Origin of the sequence: Actinomyces lilanjuaniae (assembly GCF_003606385.1) — a bacterium.
In the GTDB taxonomy this organism is placed as follows: Bacteria; Actinomycetota; Actinomycetes; order Actinomycetales; family Actinomycetaceae; genus Actinomyces; species Actinomyces lilanjuaniae.
This window is the reverse complement of sequence record NZ_CP032514.1, coordinates 1,552,852-1,570,185: the sequence shown is the minus strand read 5'-3', so window position 1 is coordinate 1,570,185 and position 17,334 is coordinate 1,552,852. Positions and strand designations below refer to the sequence as shown.

Here is a 17,334-nt window from a genome sequence, read left to right as displayed (position 1 = left end):
TGCTGTCCTTGCGCACCTGTGACCGTCAGGCTCTGGTCGTCGGCTGGATGTCACCGAGTCCTGAAGCAGCCTGGACGTCGAGGTACCAGGTTGTCCGCTTCCCCCGGGCACAAGAGGCGGGAGCAGTGACAACGTCTATGGCGCCCAGGCTTCGGGTGACTGCCTCCGCCTTACCCTGCCCGCCGGCCACCACCATGACGTGACGTGCACGGTGCAGGACCTCGAAGGTCAGCGAGCAACGCTGCGGCGGAGGCTTGGGGGACTCACGCACCGCCACTGCGGAACGCCCGGTGGTCAGCGCGGCCGGGTGACCTGGAAACAAGGAGCATACGTGGGCGTCAGGACCCAGCCCCAGGTGGATGAGGTCGAAGGGCTCATAGTCCAGATGGTGCGCCCTCAGGTCCTGCGTCAGCAGGTCCGTGGCGGAGTCCAGGCTGCTGACGGTCTCGGGACCAGGCAGGTGGTGGACGTGGCTGTCCGGCACACCGACGCGGACCAACGGTGCTGCCAGCAGGTCGTTGCGCTCGGGGTCGGAGACGGGCACGAAGCGCTCGTCACCGAACCACAGGTGCACCGCCTCACGTACCTGGGTCGGCTCCCTGGCCAGCTCCTGGGCCAGGTGGTCAGCCAGGGCCACGCCTCCTGAGCCTCCTGTAAGCGCCAGGTGAGCTGTTCCTCGCGCAGCGACCGCTTCCGCCAGGGTGCGGACGGTATCGGCCGCGGCGCTCGCTGCAGCCTGGGAGAGGGAGTCACTGACCTGGAGGGTCGGCCGCGCCAGCCTGCGTGCCGCGGCCTCAAGGGTGCTGCGTGCATCCCCCTGTGTCGCGGCGGATTTGCTGTCATCTTGGACCACTGTTGTCCTCCTAGCGGAGCGGGGCGGTTGAGCAGGTAGCAGGCCGGGCTACGGCGTTGCAGGGGCTGAGGCGTCCTTGCCGAAGGCGGTGAGGACCTCCTGGTAGACAAGGTCCGGGGTCAGGCGCCGCAGCTCCTCATTGAGGGTCGCCACCGGCTCGCGGCGCTCCATGGTTACCACCTGGGGCTCTGCCCAGCCAGGACGTGTGACCGTCACCCGGTCGTGATCGTGGCGGGCAATGACGATGTCACCGTCCGGCGTACCAGCCGTGATCGAGGCAATTCCCCTGGTTCCCGGATCGTCGCGCCTGGTGGCCTCCACTCCCAGGCGCAGACGTAGCCAGGTCTCCATGAGACGGACCGAGGAGTTCCTGGGCTCACCCACTACCTGGATACTACGGAGGGCTCCTGAGCGCACCGTAGAGTCGAGCGTGGAGGCCACCATGGCCCGCCACAGGGTGATCCGTGTCCAGGCCAGGTCGATGTCACCTCGCACGGACACCGGGGCCAGGGCGGCCAGTGCGGCAGCCGGGTCCTTCTGGGAAGGAGTGTTGGTGATCCGGGTCGTGGCCAGAAGCCCCAGGGGTCCTCGGCCGGGACTGTGGGCACCTCCCACGGCCACCACACCACGACGGGTGTGTCCGGCAGAAGAAAGGGCACCACCAGGGTGTCGGTGTGCTCGGCGGCCTCGCCCCAGGGAAGAGCACGATTGTCTCGCCCGCGCCGGCGTCGTGGCCCACCCGGACCTGGGCGTCCAGGTGCCCCTCGGCGGAGGCGTGCCCGTGGCCCCCTGCCTCCGTGCCTATGTCTGTGCGGGACTCCGCGTGGGGGAAGTACCGGCGGGCGGGACGACCACGGCGATAATCCGGCAGGGGTGGTCGAGGCTGGCGCCGTGGGCAGCGCACAGGGCTTCCTCCAGCCCTCGGGACTGGTGGAGATCACCAGGGTGAGGACTCGTGAGGACCCGGAGGACCCCTCCTGCTTCATGACCTGGGCGACGACCTCGGAGGTTGTCGTGGCAGTAAGTGTCGTGATCATGAACGCCTCCAGGTACGGCCGTCACGGGCCAGCAGGTCGTGGGCGCTGGAGGGGCCCCAGGACCCGGGCCGGTACTCCTCGGGAACGCCCGAGGACGCCCAGTGCTCGATGACAGGGTCCAGGATCCTCCAGGAGAGATCCACCTCGCGCTGGTGGGGGAAGAGCGGGGCGTCACCCAGGAGCGCGTCCAGGATGAGGCGCTCATAGGCCTCCGGAGACTCCTCGTTGAAGGAGGCGCCGTAGCCAAAGTCCATGGTGACGTCGCGCAGCTCCATCTGCGTTCCGGGAACCTTAGAGGCCAGCCGCAGGGTGATCCCCTCGTCAGGCTGGATACGCAGCACGATCGTGTTGGCCCCCAGGCCAGCGGTAGCCGCCTGGCCAAAGGGCAGGAACGGCGGCTGCTTGAAGACGACGGCTACCTCGGTCACGCGACGGGCCAGTCGCTTGCCTGCACGCAGGTAAAAGGGGACTCCTGCCCACCGCCGGTTGGCGATCTCCAGACGCACCGCGGCATAGGTCTCCGTACGTGAGCCAGGGGCGACGCCATCCTCCTCCAGGTAGCTGCGGACCCGCTGGCCTCCCTGGAACCCGACCCCGTACCGACCCCTGGCCGTGCTCAGTCCCAGGTCCAGCACGCCGTCGCGCTCCAGGCGGACCGCGTCCAGGACCTTCTCCTTCTCCGTCCTGACGGCGTGGGCCTCCATGGAGGTCGGCTCCTCCATGGCGGTCAGGGCGAGGAGCTGAAGCAGGTGGTTCTGGATGACGTCACGTGCCGAACCGATCATGTCGTAGTAGCCGGCCCGGGTCCCGATGCCAATATCCTCAGCCATAGTGACCTGGACGTGGTCTACATAGCGCTGGTTCCACAGCGGCTCGAGCATCGTGTTGGCGAACCTCAGCGCCAGGATGTTCTGGACAGTCTCCTTGCCCAGGTAGTGGTCCACACGGAAGACGTCGTCGGGCCGCACGATCCTGCCTACGAGTTCGTCCAGCTTCCTGGCCGAGGCCCGGTCGTGCCCGAAAGGCTTTTCAACGACCACGCGGCGCCAGGAGCCGACAGCCTCGTCCACCAGCCCGGAGCGAGCGATACGCTCAGTGACAGCAGGGAACCAGCCCGGGGGGATCGACAGGTAGAAGGCCCGGTTGCCCCCAGTGCCCCGGGAGGCGTCCAGGCTGGTGACGACGTCGGTGAGGCTCTGGTAGGCGACGTCGTCCTCGAAGGAGGAGAACTCCACAAAGCGCATCCCGGCGGCAAGCTGCTCCCAAATCGCCGGCCGCCACGGCGTCCTGGCCCCGGAGCGGGCGGCCTGCTTCACGTAGCGACGCATGCTCTCGTCGCCCCAGGGACGGCGGCCCACTCCCACCAAGCAGAACCGGGGGGACAGCAGGCCCCGGTTCGCCAGGTCGTAGACGGCGGGGAGAAGCTTGTGACGCGCCAGGTCACCAGTGATGCCGAACATCACGAGGACACAGGGGTCAGCGATGCGAGGCAGACGCAGGTCGCGGGCCTCGAGCAGCGGGTTGGGCGCCGACGGTGAGAGACGCGACATCAGCGGCGAGGAGCCGGAGGAGTCAGAAACGGGCACGCGAGCCTTCCTGAGATCGGGGGATGACATCGCAGGTTCCCGCCGACCCGGGCCGACGAGGAGGCGATACCGGGACACCGCCGCGATGATCTCCCGGGGATGATCTCCCGGGCACCCCCGACGATGACCGCCACTACTATATCGTCTGGCGACGGTAGCCGCCGGAGCTGTCCCGTGCCTGTGGAGACTGGCCCTGCAGCACCAGGCGCCCGGACTGCGGCCGGACCATACTTTTCCGTATCATCTTGAGAGACGACCCGTATGGGGAGAGCGAGGAGACGCACCGCATGACTGACTTCACTCCTGCACCGGCCTCAGCCGACATCGGCGTCTTCGGACTGGGGGTGATGGGTGCGAACCTGGCCCGCAACCTAGCCCGTCACGGCCACGCCGTAGCCCTGTTCAACCGCACTGTGGCGCGTACCGAGCGCCTCATGGACGCTCACGGCTCCGAGGGGGGCTTCGTCCCCGCAAGCAGGCTCCGCGACTTCGTCGCCTCTCTGCGCGTCCCGCGCGTGGCAATTATCATGGTCCAGGCGGGGACGGCCACCGAGGAGGTCGTCTCTGAGCTCGCCGACCTCATGGACCCCGGTGACATCATCGTCGACGCAGGCAACACCCTCTACACCGACACCCGGCGGCGTGAGGAGGCCTTGCGCTCCCGAGGGCTGCACTTCGTGGGCATGGGTGTCTCCGGCGGCCAGGAGGGGGCGCTGCTCGGTCCCTCCATCATGCCGGGAGGCACCAAGGAGTCCTACCGGCGGCTGGGACCGATGCTGGAGTCGATCGCCGCCGACGCCGGTGGCGCCCCTGCTGCACGCACGTGGGTCCGGACGGTGCGGGGCACTTTGTCAAGATGGTCCACAACGGCATTGAGTACGCCGACATGCAGCTCATTGCCGAGGCCTATGACCTGCTGCGCCACGTGGGAGGCCTGACCGTGCCAGAGATCGCCGAGGTCTTCCGCGGCTGGAAGGACTCCGAGCTCGACTCCTACCTCATCGACGTCACCAGCGAGGTGCTATCCCACGTGGATCCCGCCACCGGGCAGCCCTTTGTCGACGTCGTCGTGGATGCTGCCGGGCAGAAGGGCACTGGGGTGTGGACCACGCAGACCGCCCTGGAGCTGGGCGTGGCTGTCCCGGCTATCGCTGAGGCGACCTTTGCCCGTGCCGCCTCTGCCTCGAACCAGGCGCGTGCCGCGGTGCGAGCGGTAGGACTCGGCCCCGGGACTACGTCTGCGCCGCTGCAGGGCGCTGAGCGGCAGGCTTTCATCGACTCTGTCAGGCAGGCTCTCTACGGCTCCAAGATCGCTGCCTACGCCCAGGGCTTTGACGAGATCGCTACCGCCTCGCAGCGGTTCGGCTGGGACATCGTGCTCAGTGACATGGCCAGGATCTGGAGGGCAGGCTGCATCATCCGGGCACGCTTCCTGGACGATATCGCCCGGGCCTACCAGGAGGACCCCCAGATGGCTAGCCTCCTGACCGCACCGGTCTTCTCCCGGGCGCTGGCCTCCGTCCTGCCCGCGTGGCGACAGGTCGTGGCCACCGCGGCCCTGTCCGGCACGGCTGCGCCGGCTTTTGCCGCGTCACTGGCCTATGTCGACCAGTTGCGTGCGCCTCGGCTTCCTGCCGCGCTCATCCAGGCCCAGCGGGACTTCTTCGGCTCCCACACCTACCATCGGGTGGATGATCCCGCAGGCGTGTACCACACCCTGTGGGCTACTGAGGGCCGCCAGGAGGAGAAGTGGACCTGATGAGTTCCTGGTGACCGACGGCTAGCCCGGCCTGGGACGGCCACGGTGGGCAGCGCAGTTGTTGCCCGGGAGCTCTTGGGGCCGCCGAGGACCTGTCGGGCGGTACCACGGGGGCTGCAGCAGGAGACGCGGGACCGGGACCACACTCGTGTCGCCAGGTTCCTGCCAGCACCCCGGGATTGTCGGCCTCGACGTGCCTGCCGATAACGGTATGGTGGTTCCTGAGGCGGCGCACCGGGCGCCGCAACGACCAAGAGGGGCAGGTATGTCGAGCACGCCGATCGAGCAGGATCCCTCCTCCACCCAGGCCTTTGGGGCTGTTGACGCCAGTCCCGCGTCACCCTCCCCGCTGACCGGGCTGAACCAGCAGGATGCTGCCGCAATTGCCGCCCTGCCCCCGGGGACTGCGCTGCTGCTTGTGCACCACGGACCGACGACGGGTGCCCGCTTCCTGCTGGATGCCGCGGAGACAACCGTGGGACGTCACCCCCGTGCCGATATCTTCCTGGACGACGTCACCGTCTCCCGCAAGCACGCGGTGTTCTCCTCCCTGCCAGAGGGCGGCTACGGCGTCCGGGACTCGGGCTCCCTCAACGGCACCTACGTGAACCGTACCCGCGTGGAGCAGGTAGTCCTCCAGGCGGGGGACGAGGTGCAGATCGGCAAGTACCGTATGACGTATCACCCCGGTCCCCAGCAGGCTGCAGCTGCGCAGTGACCGTGTCCTCTGCGAGGGCCAGTGGCAGGAGGGACGGGGAGGACTCTGCCTCCTCCTTGGAGCCTCCCGTACCTGAGACCTCCGGGACGTGGCCGCACGGGATGTCCCGGAGGCCGGAGATGAAGATCGGCCAGGTCGTTGATGCCCTGAGGCCGGAGTTCCCCGCGTTGTCCATCTCCAAGCTCCGGTACCTGGAGGGTGCGGGGCTGATCTCCCCGTACCGCGTCGGCAACGGGTACCGCCGCTATTCCCAGGCGGACATCGAGCGGCTCAGGTACTCGCTGCGTGCCCAGCGTGACGAGTACCTGCCCTTGAGCGTCATCAGGCAGCGTCTGGCCGAGCTGGACGCTGGCGCCGCCACCGCCCCGGTCTCCCCGGTGGCGCGGGTCGTGGCGCGTGACGGCAGGCTCGTCGACTCCGGCCCCATGGATCTTGAGTCTCTCCTGGCGCTGTCAGGTGCCCGGGAGTCCCAGGTTGACGAGCTTGTCGCCGTCGGCCTGATCAGCCCTGACGCACGTGGCCTCTATTCCTCAGGCAGCCTGCGGACCGTGCGACTGGCCCTGGAGATCACCCGACTTGGCATCCCGCTGCGTAACCTGCGGTCGGTGCGTAGCGCTGCTGAGCGTGAGGCCGACGCCATCGACCAGGCTGTCACTCCCCGGCGGTCCCGGTCCCGCGACGCCGGGGAGGAGTCGGCCCGAACCCTGGCTGACCTCGTGGGGGAGCTGCACGATGTGCTCCTGCACCGTGCTGTCGACACGCTGTCCTGAGGCTGGCCTACCCGCGTGCCAGGGCCGTGCGGGACCGCCGCTGGATGACCCGCCACCTGCACTACTCCGTGGGGCTGGTGTGACAGGTGTGCCGCCCTTGTGTGGTATGTCCCACTCTGGGGCTCTGAAACTGTTGGTTCGTGGAACCGCCCGCGCCTGGGACCAGAGTTCCCGCCTTTTTCCTCAACCTCATCCCAAGATTGACATCCCAGCTGTCTCCCGACAGGGCGTGGCCGTCATTGAGCATCGACCCGGCGGGATCTATCGTGTCCCTGTGGCTACCAGGAACCAGCCGCCCCCATCACAGCAGCCCACCAAGAGCGTAGTCCGCGCAGTCATCTCGAACCCGACAGGAGCAGGCAAGTGAGCGTCAACGAAGCCAGTGCCGCGGTACCACCGCCCCACCGCATCCAGGGCATGCTCTTCGGTGACCCGCTTCAGCACCTGGAGGCCGACTCCGGCTACCGGGGGCCCGTAGCCTGCCGGGCAGCAGGCATCACCTACCGCCAGCTCGACTACTGGGCCCGAACCGGGCTGGTGGAACCCTCCGTGCGCGGGGCCAAGGGTTCAGGCTCCCAGCGGCTCTACTCCTTCAGGGACATCCTGGTCCTCAAGATCGTCAAGCGCCTTCTGGACACGGGGGTGTCCCTTCAGCAGATCCGCTCGGCTGTCAAGACCCTCCACCTGCGGGGTGTCGAGGACCTGTCCTCCCTGACGCTCATGAGTGACGGGGCCTCCGTCTACGAGTGCACCTCGGCCGAGGAGGTCATTGACCTGGTTGCCGGGGGGCAGGGAGTCTTCGGCATCGCCGTGGGGCGGGTGTGGCACGAGGTCGAGGGGACGCTGGCCCAGCTGCCGGTGGACCACGCGGCCGAGGCACCTGCTGTTGAGGACGAGCTGGCCAGGCGCCGCGCCGCCAGGAGGGACCGCGCAGTGTGAGCGCTGCGCGCACCTACCTGTCTCCTGATATTGTCGGGACCGCCGAGTGGGTCCCACCTATCGACCGGGAGGACGCATGAGTCACATGATCGCTGACTTGGACGTAGGCCCTCTAGGACTGGGGGGCAACGTCTTCGGCTGGACTGCGGACGAGGCCACGTCGCACGCTGTCCTTGACGCCTTTGTCGCTGCTGGAGGTCGTCTCATCGACACCGCCGACGGCTACTCCTACTGGGCGCCTGGTCATGTCGGCGGGGAGTCGGAGTCCGTCATCGGCTCCTGGCTGGAGTCCCGCGGGTGCCGTGACGACGTCGTCATCGCCACCAAGGTCTCCACCAAGCCGGGGCGTGAGGGGCTGGCTCCTGCCAATGTCCGTCAGGCGTTGGAAGAGTCCCTGGAGAGGCTGGGAACCGACTTCGTGGACCTGTACTACGCCCACTTTGACGACCCCGACACCCCCCTCGAAGAGACGGTCAGCGTCTTTGAGGAGCTTCGGAGCTCGGGCATGGTGCGCCACGTCGGGCTGTCCAACTATACGCCGCAACGTATCGAGCAGTGGGTGCGCACTGCGTCGAGACTGGGCTGCGCCGCTCCGGTCGCGCTCCAGCCCCACTACAACCTGCTGCACCGCAGCGAGGTGGAGGGCGTCGGCGGCAGGGGAGAGGTGGCGGCGTCCCACGGCATGGCCCTGCTTCCTTACTTCCCTCTGGCAGCGGGATTCCTTACCGGCAAGTACCGACGCGGCCAGGTGACACACGGAGACCGCGCAGCAATGGTGTCAGGCTACCTGCGCGAGGACTGCTTTGCCGTTGTCGACGTACTGACTGACATCGGCGACAGGCACAAGGTGGAGCCTGCCGCCGTGGCCCTGGCCTGGCTGCGTGACCGCCCTGGAGTCACTGCTCCCTTGCCCTCGGCCAGGAACCTGGACCAGTTGCGAGCCATCCTCCCCGCGCTCAGCCTGCAGCTGGACGAGGAGGAGGCTCGCCTTCTGACCCAGGTCTCAGACGCGGCCCAGGCCTGAGACAAGCATCCGGCCGGGTGCCCGGCCGCCGTTGCTCAGGTGGTTTGCTCGCGTGGAAGCGTGTCAACGTCGTCCGTGCGGTGCCCCAGCACATAGTGGCGGCTGTAGCCGTCAGTCAGGTCGGTGATCGTGACGCGCACCAGGCCGTTCTCATCAATGCGGTAGTGCTCTTGGACCCGAGGACCGTGGTCCCGGCGCTCCACCGGGAGGCGACGCAAGTCCTCCTCCTCCCGGAGCCCCTGCTCAAAGGGAAAGACGATGTCTTGGTAGGGAGCGATCTCGCCACGCGGCTCACCGGAGTCGTCGACCCCGGCGCACTCCACGAAGCGGAACCAGCCGATGTTGTGGGCCGCCTCGTACTCCCGGGTGATGACCGTGCCCTCGCGTCCGCCCGGAGAGGCCTGCACGGAGTCGGGGCTGAGTATCGAGTCGAAGACAAGACGGCTGCCGCCGTCGGCCTCCCGGAACACCCCGAAGCCCCGTGAGAGCCGGTCGGTGAGGTCGTAGTCGCTGGTGCGGTCCGCGGCGATAGCCAGGCCGATTGCCGTTGAGGCGCCCGGGTAGGGGGAGCGGTGCACACGTCGGCCGAAGCGCTCCCGCAAGAGCCGAGGCACCAGGGGAAGACCTGACGCCCCACCCACCAGGTAGACGCCGGCAATGTCAGTCAGGTCGGGGGTGCCGTCATCAAGCCGCCCCACCAGGGGAGACATCATGGCCAGGGAGCGCTCCACCAGCGGGGTGCACGCCCGGTAGAGCTCTGGCACCGGGATGACGACGTCCTGCCCGCGCAGCACCGCCACCAGCCGACGGCTCTGGGGAGTCAGGCGCTCCTTCGCGTCGCGGCACTGCTCCAGCAGCTCGTCGAGCTCGGCGGGGGAGAGGTCCTCCTCAGCGACCCCGGCTCGTTCCAGCACCATGGATGCCGTCACCAGGTCCACGTCGTCACCGCCGAGGTCACCCAGACCATGGGAGGCCAGGACCTCGTGCGAGGTGCCGACCACGTCGACCAGAGACGTGTCAAAGGTCCCGCCGCCCAGGTCGTAGACCAGGACACGAGTCCGCCTGGAGGAGACTGTCGTGGCCTTGCGGTGGGTGTACTCGAAGCCGGCTGCACTGGGCTCGTTCAGCATGGCAGCGACGCGGAAGCCTGCGGCCCGGAAGGCCTCCAGCGTCAGCAGGCGCTGGCCACCGTAGGCGTGGGCCGGTACGGCGACGACCACGCGGGACCGCGACACGTCAATGTCCAGCGACTCCAGCCGCGTTCTCAGGTGACGGAGGAAGTCGGTCAGGACCTCCAGGACGGTCAGGTGCCGGTCACCCAGGGTGACAGGGGTGGATGCGGTGATGGTGGGGGAGGCGAGCAGCCTCTTGAGGCTGCGCAGCAGCGGGGCGCCATGACGGGCGGCGTCGCGAGCGTCGAAGCCGTGGATGAGACGTCCCTCATGCAGCGCTGTCAGTGACGGGAGAAAGTCGTGGTCGTCGCCGTGCTCGTCGGCGAAGCCCAGGACAGGGTAGTTACCGCGGTCGGCCCGCACGACAACCGTGCGGGTAGTGCCCAGGTCGATCCCCAGGTCGGTGTCCGTGAGGGGTTCAAGCGTGGTGCCAAGGGAGGGTCCGCTGTGCGCTGCCATGGGAAGGACCCTATCGTGGTAAGCGACAAAGCTGCGGGAGGTCCCACGTACCGGGCCGCCCGCCTACCGGGGAGCCTGGGGAGGTCCGTGAACACGGCGGCAACATTCGCGATCGCGCCCCTGTAGAGGTAAGAATGTAGGCGGGTTGTGTTGACCCAACCGACCCCAGGCGGGATACGCTCCGAGGTGTCATCACTGGCAGGCGGGGCGCCAGCCTTCAGACTTCGACCGGAAACGGCATGAGCAGCACACTCTTTATCGTTGTCGTCGTCATCGTGGCGGCCCTCGTCTTTGACTTCACCAACGGGTTCCATGACTCGTCCAACGCGATGGCGTCCTCGGTAGCCACCGGTGCGCTGGCACCGCGCAGGGCAGTCCTCCTCGCCGCGGTCCTCAACGTCGTCGGGGCCTGCCTGTCCACCGAGGTCGCCAGGACGATCTCCCACGGCCTGTTCGACGACGCGCTGATACAGGCGGCGCCGGAGATGGTGCTGGCAGGCCTGGCAGGCGCCATCCTGTGGAACCTGTTGACCTGGCTGTTCGGTCTGCCGTCCTCCTCCTCGCACGCCCTGTTCGGCGGGCTTATCGGCGCGGTGATGGTGGCCACCGGCAGCCAGGGCGTCCACTGGGGGACCGTGCTGTCCAAGGTCATGCTGCCGGCCCTGCTCGCCCCGTGCGTCGCTGGTGCCACGGCTGCCCTGGCGACCTGGCTGGCATACCGGCTCGCGCGTCCCACGAGCCGCCTCTCCCAGTCGGTGTTCCGCAGCGGCCAGCGCGTCTCTGCCTCCATGGTCGCCCTTGCTCACGGCACCTCTGACGGCCAGAAGACCATGGGGGTCATCACGCTGGTACTTGTCGCCGGCGGCTACCAGGCGCCGGGGTCCGGCCCCTACTGGTGGGTGATCGCGGCGGCAGGGCTGGCGATCGGGCTGGGAACATACTCCGGCGGCTGGAGGATCATGCGCACCATGGGCCGGGGGCTGGTCCACATCGAGTCCCCCCAGGGCTTTGCCGCGGACACCTCCTCCACTGTTGCCATCCTGGCGTCCTCCCACCTGGGTTTCGCCCTGTCCACGACCCATATCTGCACCGGATCCATCCTGGGGTCAGGTATCGGTCGTGGCACCAGTGTGCGCTGGAGCACCTTCACGAAGATGGGTGCGGCCTGGCTCGTGACTCTGCCGTGCGCGGGCGTGGTCGGGGCGCTGACGTCCTTCATCGCAGTCGCCGGAGGTGTGGCGGGTACGGTCGCGGTTATTCTCCTGCTGCTGTGCGGGGCGCTGCTGATTATTCGCCAGGCCAGCCACCACCGGGTGGACTTCTCCAACGTCAATGACGCCGACGAGGTGGTCGTCGGCAGGCGGACCGACCCCGAGCTCGTCCGTAAGCCCCGCACCGTCGACCAGGTCAAGAGCGAGCTGGCTGGGGAAGCCGACCACTCGCGACGAGTCCCGGAGAAGGAGACTGCCGCATGATGATCGACTGGGCGTCACTGGCCCAGGTCACCGTGGTGACGATCCTGGGCGCAGCCGTTGTCGTCGTGATCGTCTCGCTGGCTGCCCGGCTTCTCGACGTGGCTCATGCCAGGCGTCGGCAGAGCCGGTCCAGGGGGCTCATGGCTGCCGAGCTGGGTGCAGGCGCCTGCTTCCTTCTGGCAGGAGCCATCACGTTGTACGGTATCTGGCTCATCATCCCGTACTTCCACTGACTCCGGTCCACGCCCCACCTCCGTCGCCTCGTGTCCTGCCCCTGCGGGCACACGCCGGGCAACGTCAGCTGCTAGCCTTTCTCCGTGCATGAGGACCTTAAGGCTCTGGCCCGTGACGCAGTCGCCTCCTCACGGGCATCCAGCGATCCTGACTACCCGATCTTCCACGTCGCGCCCCCCGTGGGGCGCCTTAACGACCCTAACGGCCTGCTGGTCGACGACGGGACATTTCACGTCTTCTACCAGTTCAGCCCTTCCACCCCCACCGCAAGCTCGTCTACTGGGGCCACGCCTCCTCCACCGACCTCTCCCACTGGGAGCACCACCCTCCGGCCGTGGTGCCCAACTCCTCCTACGACGCCTCCGGCGCCTACTCCGGCAACGCCGTCGTCCTGGACGAGGAGGAGGTCGGTAGTGCCCAGCGGCGGCACCGTTCCAGCTCTTCTATACCGGCAACCTGAAGGATCCCGTCACAGACGAGCGCACAGCGAGCCAGTGCCTGGTCACCAGCCCCGACCTGGCGACGTTCACCAAGTGGCCGGACAACCCCCTTGTCCCCGTCCACGCCGAGGGCTACACCGCCCACTACCGGGACCCGATGGTGGTGCGTGACCCTGACCGCCCGGGTGAGTACAGGATGCTCGTGGGGGCGCAGCGCCGTGACGAGACCGGCGCTGCCGTTGTCTACCGCTCCAACGACCTGGTGACCTGGGCCTGGGAGGGTGAGCTCTCCTTCCCTCAGGCTGGGGGAGCCTTTGACAGGTTCGGCTACATGTGGGAGTGCCCCGGGATCGTGCGCCTGAGTGACGAGGTCACGGGGAGGAGCGCGACGTGCTCATCTTCTGTCCCCAGGGGATCAGGCCTGAGCAGGAGGGCTTCGAGAACATCTTCCCCTGCGTCTACACCGTAGGACGCCTGGAGGGCACGCAGCTGCGCGACTGCGACGGCACCTTCTACGAGGTCGACAGGGGCTTCGAGTTCTACGCCCCCAGGTCTTTGCTCGTCGTCCCAGCGAGCCGGGCCCGGTCCTCATGATGGGCTGGGCGGGAAACGCCTCTGAGGACGACCAGCCCTCCATCGAGCCCGACGGTGGTACCGGCGGCTGGGTGCACACCCTGACCGTGCCCCGGGTGCTGAGCCTGCGGGGGGCCGCCTTGTCCAGAGGCCTGCTGTCCCCTGGGCCGACCACGCGTCGCGCCCCAGCGTGGTGGGAGCCGTGCTGGGGACCGGAAGCCATGACGTGGCCGAGCTGGGGGGTAGCAGGTCCTGGTACCTGCGGCTGGAGGCCCAGGAGGATATGACCTCAGGAACCTGGGGGCTGCGTATCGGCTCGGAGACGAGCCACGTGGACATCATGCTGGGGGACGGCGTCCTGACCGTTGACCGCTCGACCTCGCGCTACACCCAGCACGGGCAGCGACGCACCGTCTCCCTGCCTCCCGGCTGCGCTCCCGCCCTGGAGGTCCTTCATGACCGCTCCGTGACCGAGATCTTTGTCGGTGACGGCGACCTTGCCTTTACCTTACGCAGCTTCGTCGGCCCTGGCGGTACTGCTGCCGACCACGTCGGCGTTGATGTCGGCGGAGCCCGGCTGCTGGTCGACGGCAGCCTACGCCTGCACGAGGGCGTAGCGGCTCCACGCTGACCTGGGCCTGGGAGCAGCAGAAACCAGTTCCCAGAGCTGTTCCCAGAGCCCGGTCCCAGGCTGCCTACCGGTTGCACGACAGTGGTGTCCACGGTAGTGTGACCATCGATTGACATAGGTGCGGACCGAACGGGAGTCAGCGACGATCCCAACCAACCGGGCTCCCTCAGCCCTCCCTGAACAGCGGTCCCGTCAACGAGAAAGGAACCCCCGGGTGGCAATGGATCACGCCCGCGTGGCGAAGGACGTCCTGACATACGTCGGTGGCGCCGACAACATCAACGCGGCAGCGCACTGTGCTACGCGTCTTCGCCTTGTCATCAACGACATGGACAAGGTAGACCAGAAGGCCCTCGACAAGGACCCTGACATCAAGGGGACCTTTATCGCAGGCGGCATGTTCCAGATCATCGTCGGTCCCGGAGATGTGGACATCGTCTTCGACCAGATGGTCCAGACCGGTGGCGTCAAGGAGGTCTCCAAGGACGAGGCCAAGCAGGAAGCCGCCAAGTCCGGCAACGTGGTCTCGCGCTTCATCAAGGTGATCGCGGACATCTTCGTACCGATCCTGCCCGCCCTGATCGCCGGCGGTCTGATGATGGCCATCAACAACGTGCTCACGGCCGGCTTCTTTGAGAATGCCGACGGCACCACGTACGGCCTCACTGACCGGTATACGTGGCTGGGCGACTACGCCGACCTCATCAACCTCGTGTCATCGGCGGCCTTCGCCTTCCTGCCCGTGCTGGTCGGGTTCTCTGCGGCCAAGCGCTTCGGAGGCAACGTGTACCTGGGCGCCGCCATGGGTGCGGCGATGGTCTCCACCAGCCTGACCAGCGCCTACGACATCCAGACGGCCACCGAGGCCGGAACCATTGAGACCTGGCAGCTCTTTGGCCTCAGTGTGGACAAGATCGGCTACCAGGCCATGGTCATCCCGGTGCTGTGCGTCGTGTGGATCATGTCGGCTATTGAGAAGTGGCTGCACAAGCGTCTCTCCGGTACCGCTGACTTCCTCCTCACGCCTCTTATCACCCTACTGGTCACCGGGTTCCTGACCTTTGTCATCGTCGGCCCGCTCACCCGTGAGCTCTCGGACGGCATCACTGCCGGGCTCCAGTGGCTGTACAACACTGCCGGTCCGCTGGGAGGCCTCCTGTTCGGCCTGGTGTACTCGCCGATCGTCGTGACCGGTCTGCACCAGTCCTTCCCCGCCGTCGAGCTGCCTCTCATCGACCAGATGCGTACGGGTGGTGCCGGCTCCTTCATCTTCCCCATCGCCTCCATGGCCAACGTGGCCCAGGGCGCTGTGGCCCTTGCGGTGTTCTTCCTGACCAAGGACGCCAAGCTCAAGGGTCTGGCCGGTGCCGGTGGTGCCTCGGCCGTCTTCGGTATCACCGAGCCCGCTATCTTCGGTGTCAACCTGCGTCTGCGGTGGCCGTTCTTCATCGGTCTGGGTGCTGCTGGCATCGGCGGCGCCCTCGTCTCCCTGCTGGACATCCACTCCCAGGCCCTAGGGGCGGCCGGCTTCGTCGGTTTTGTGTCCATCGTCCCTGACGACATCATCCGGTACGTCTTTGTCGAGCTGGTTGTCTTCGCCCTGGCCTTCGGCGCCGCCTTCGCCTACGGCACCACTCGGGGAAGGGCCTCGCTTGCGGGGGATGAGGCCGAGGACGTGGACGAGGCCGAGCTGGAGGCTGAGGTCATGGCAGAGCACGCTGAGGCGGTCGAGTTCTCTGAGGACGCTGCTGACGACTTCCTTGTCGCCTCACCGATCCAGGGCCAGGCGCTGCCACTGTCCGAGGTCGAGGACGCAACCTTTGCCTCCGGGATGCTGGGTCCCGGTATGGCTGTATCACCCGCTGAGGGGCCGGTTGTGTCCCCTGTTGACGGAGAGGTGATCGCCGCCTTCCCCACTGGCCACGCCTACGGCCTACGGTCAGTCAGCGGTATCGAGCTGCTGGTCCACGTGGGTATGGACACCGTTCAGCTTGACGGGGAGCACTTCACCCCCAAGGTGAAGGTCGGGGACAAGGTCCTGCGTGGTATGCCTCTGGTTGAGGTTGACTGGTCTGCTGTAAAGGCTGCGGGCTACAAGACGGTGACTCCGGTCGTCGTCTCTAACGCGGCCAGCTTCTCTGGTATTGAGGAGAAGGGGTCGGGTACCCTCCTGCGGGGTGACGAGCTGTTTGTGGTTGCCACGACGTCCTCCGAGGGGAGCGACACAGACGGCAACGATCCCGAGGCGGAGGATGATGTCGCGCCCTCCGTCTCCGACGACAGCGAGACAGCCCAGGAGAAGGAAGGTGCTGTGGAGGTCGTCTAAGACCCTCACCCGGCGTCGCGGTGTCGGCGTCGCTGTCTGCCTGACTTGCTGTGGCTGGATGCATCCCGGAAGGGATGCATCCAGCCACAGCGCATAACGTGCACGTGTGCTCTCAAAACGTCACTGACTCATGATGCTGCGGCAGCCTTAGGACGCGGCGCAGCCATCCCTGCAGCATCCCGGCCTCAGGCAGTGCGACCTTCTACCAGAGCAATACCCAGGGGCGGGGTGACGAGGTCACCCACCTGCACCTGATCGTCGTGCTCCTCCTCAAAACCGCCTACATAGCTGCCGTGAATCTGACTAAGAAGGATCTGGACGGCGCGGTGCGCAATACGGGCAATCGGCTGCTGGACTGTCGTCAGGCCTGGGACGGCACGACGCATGGCGGATGTGCCGTCAAAGCCCACAACCTTGAACTCCTCCGGGACGGCAAGGCCTTGCGAGGCCGCCCACTCCAGGACGTCCGCCGCGGAGAGGTCATCTGTGGCGAACACCGCGTCAATGATAGGCGCGACAGCGTCCAGGCGGTTACGGATCACACCAGGGCGTTCGGCGTCTGGGATGTGGAAGTCTGCTGTCAGAACCACGGGCTCGATACCGGCCTCGGCTAGCACCGAGCGGTACCCGGCCTCGCGCATGTTGTGCGCTCCGGACCGCGACGTCAGGAGAGCCGGACGACGGGCGCCCCGGCTCAGTAGGTGGGTGGTGGCGATACGACCACCCTCCTCGTTGTCACAGTGTACGTCAGGGATAGTTGGCGACAGCATCCGGTCGATAGTGACAAGAGGCATGCGTACCTTGTCGTACTCAGGGATATCCTCGTTATGAGCACCAGAGATAATGCCGTCGACGCGGTGGGAGATCAGAAGGTCGAGATAGCCTCGTTCACGGTCTGCCTTTCCCATGGAGTTGCAGATAAATGTCCGGTAGCCGTGATTGGCCAGGGCGTCCTCCACGTGCTCGGCAAGCTCTCCGAAGAACGGGAGTCTTACCGTCGGCACGATGAGCCCGACCGACCGGGTCGACTTGCCGTGCAGCGCACGAGCGACCTGGTTCGGCCTGTAGCCGAGCCTGCTGACAGCAGCGGCCACTCTGTCACGAGTCTCCCGGGATAAATAGCCCCGGTTATTGAGGACCCGGGAGACAGTTGTGAGAGAGACGCCGGCTGCCTCGGCAACGTCAGCCAGGGTCGGCTCGCGGTGAGCAGGCACAGCGCCTCCTTCACAGTACGTAGGCCTGACAGGAGAAGCATATGACGTAGGTGTCAGCAGGCCCAATTGGATTACGCTGCCAGTCCGCACGAGCTTCTGGTCGGCTCAGGCGCACACGCCCGAG

The 17,334-nt window shown here is 67.0% G+C and carries 12 protein-coding genes and 3 pseudogenes; 9 read left to right on the top strand and 6 right to left on the bottom strand.

All coding sequences use genetic code 11. The features are described 5' to 3' along the window. Positions 1–25: 25 nt before the first annotated feature. The 4 genes and pseudogenes from pgl to zwf all read right to left on the bottom strand — a co-directional run bounded on the left by pgl (position 26) and on the right by zwf (position 3,440). Positions 26–853: a 6-phosphogluconolactonase gene (gene pgl, locus D5R93_RS06715; RefSeq protein WP_341466807.1), complete on the bottom strand. Its 828-nt coding sequence runs from the start codon at positions 851–853 to the stop codon at positions 26–28. Between the two features lie 48 nt (positions 854–901). Beyond that, the gene (locus D5R93_RS14035; protein ID WP_243106646.1) at positions 902–1,477 is read right to left on the bottom strand and encodes a glucose-6-phosphate dehydrogenase assembly protein OpcA; all 576 of its coding nucleotides are present in this window, start codon (positions 1,475–1,477) and stop codon (positions 902–904) included. An 8-nt stretch (positions 1,478–1,485) separates the two neighbouring features. Then, positions 1,486–1,839, bottom strand: a pseudogene (locus D5R93_RS14775) (hypothetical protein); the annotation flags it as partial. 47 nt (positions 1,840–1,886) lie between these two features. Further along, positions 1,887–3,440: a glucose-6-phosphate dehydrogenase gene (gene zwf, locus D5R93_RS06705; RefSeq protein WP_119835243.1), complete on the bottom strand. Its 1,554-nt coding sequence runs from the start codon at positions 3,438–3,440 to the stop codon at positions 1,887–1,889. Between the two features lie 323 nt (positions 3,441–3,763). Here zwf and gndA point away from each other — a divergent pair. The 5 genes and pseudogenes from gndA (at position 3,764) to D5R93_RS06680 (ending at position 8,686) form a co-directional block, all read left to right on the top strand. Further along, a pseudogene (gene gndA / locus D5R93_RS06700) lies at positions 3,764–5,235 on the top strand (NADP-dependent phosphogluconate dehydrogenase). Positions 5,236–5,500: 265 nt separating this feature from the next. Further along, positions 5,501–5,953: an FHA domain-containing protein gene (locus D5R93_RS06695; protein WP_119835066.1), complete on the top strand. Its 453-nt coding sequence runs from the start codon at positions 5,501–5,503 to the stop codon at positions 5,951–5,953. Positions 5,954–6,072: 119 nt separating this feature from the next. Beyond that, positions 6,073–6,723: a transcriptional regulator FtsR gene (ftsR, locus tag D5R93_RS06690; protein WP_119835242.1), complete on the top strand. Its 651-nt coding sequence runs from the start codon at positions 6,073–6,075 to the stop codon at positions 6,721–6,723. A 417-nt stretch (positions 6,724–7,140) separates the two neighbouring features. Further along, positions 7,141–7,662, top strand: coding sequence for a MerR family transcriptional regulator (locus D5R93_RS06685; RefSeq protein WP_119835241.1), 522 nt, complete (start codon positions 7,141–7,143; stop codon positions 7,660–7,662). Between the two features lie 76 nt (positions 7,663–7,738). After that, the gene (locus D5R93_RS06680) at positions 7,739–8,686 is read left to right on the top strand and encodes an aldo/keto reductase (protein WP_119835065.1); all 948 of its coding nucleotides are present in this window, start codon (positions 7,739–7,741) and stop codon (positions 8,684–8,686) included. 35 nt (positions 8,687–8,721) lie between these two features. Here the strand turns inward: D5R93_RS06680 and D5R93_RS06675 are convergent, their stop codons facing one another. Continuing rightward, complete coding sequence (locus tag D5R93_RS06675) at positions 8,722–10,317, bottom strand: Hsp70 family protein (protein WP_120204466.1); 1,596 nt, start codon at positions 10,315–10,317, stop codon at positions 8,722–8,724. 239 nt (positions 10,318–10,556) lie between these two features. On the opposite strand from D5R93_RS06675, the gene D5R93_RS06670 reads away from it, so the two are divergent. The 4 genes and pseudogenes from D5R93_RS06670 (at position 10,557) to D5R93_RS06655 (ending at position 15,996) form a co-directional block, all read left to right on the top strand. After that, the gene (locus D5R93_RS06670; protein WP_119835063.1) at positions 10,557–11,792 is read left to right on the top strand and encodes an inorganic phosphate transporter; all 1,236 of its coding nucleotides are present in this window, start codon (positions 10,557–10,559) and stop codon (positions 11,790–11,792) included. Beyond that, positions 11,789–12,025: a hypothetical protein gene (locus tag D5R93_RS06665; protein ID WP_119835062.1), complete on the top strand. Its 237-nt coding sequence runs from the start codon at positions 11,789–11,791 to the stop codon at positions 12,023–12,025. The genes D5R93_RS06670 and D5R93_RS06665 overlap by 4 nt, the downstream gene beginning before the upstream one ends. A gap of 84 nt (positions 12,026–12,109) precedes the next feature. Continuing rightward, positions 12,110–13,670 (top strand): annotated as a pseudogene (locus tag D5R93_RS14990) (glycoside hydrolase family 32 protein). Positions 13,671–13,890: 220 nt separating this feature from the next. Further along, positions 13,891–15,996 (top strand): sucrose-specific PTS transporter subunit IIBC, encoded by a 2,106-nt coding sequence (locus D5R93_RS06655; protein ID WP_205570124.1) that lies wholly within the window; start codon positions 13,891–13,893, stop codon positions 15,994–15,996. A 185-nt stretch (positions 15,997–16,181) separates the two neighbouring features. Here the strand turns inward: D5R93_RS06655 and D5R93_RS06650 are convergent, their stop codons facing one another. Further along, on the bottom strand, positions 16,182–17,210 hold the full coding sequence (locus D5R93_RS06650) for a LacI family DNA-binding transcriptional regulator (protein ID WP_120204461.1): 1,029 nt from the start codon (positions 17,208–17,210) through the stop codon (positions 16,182–16,184). Positions 17,211–17,334 lie beyond the last annotated feature (124 nt).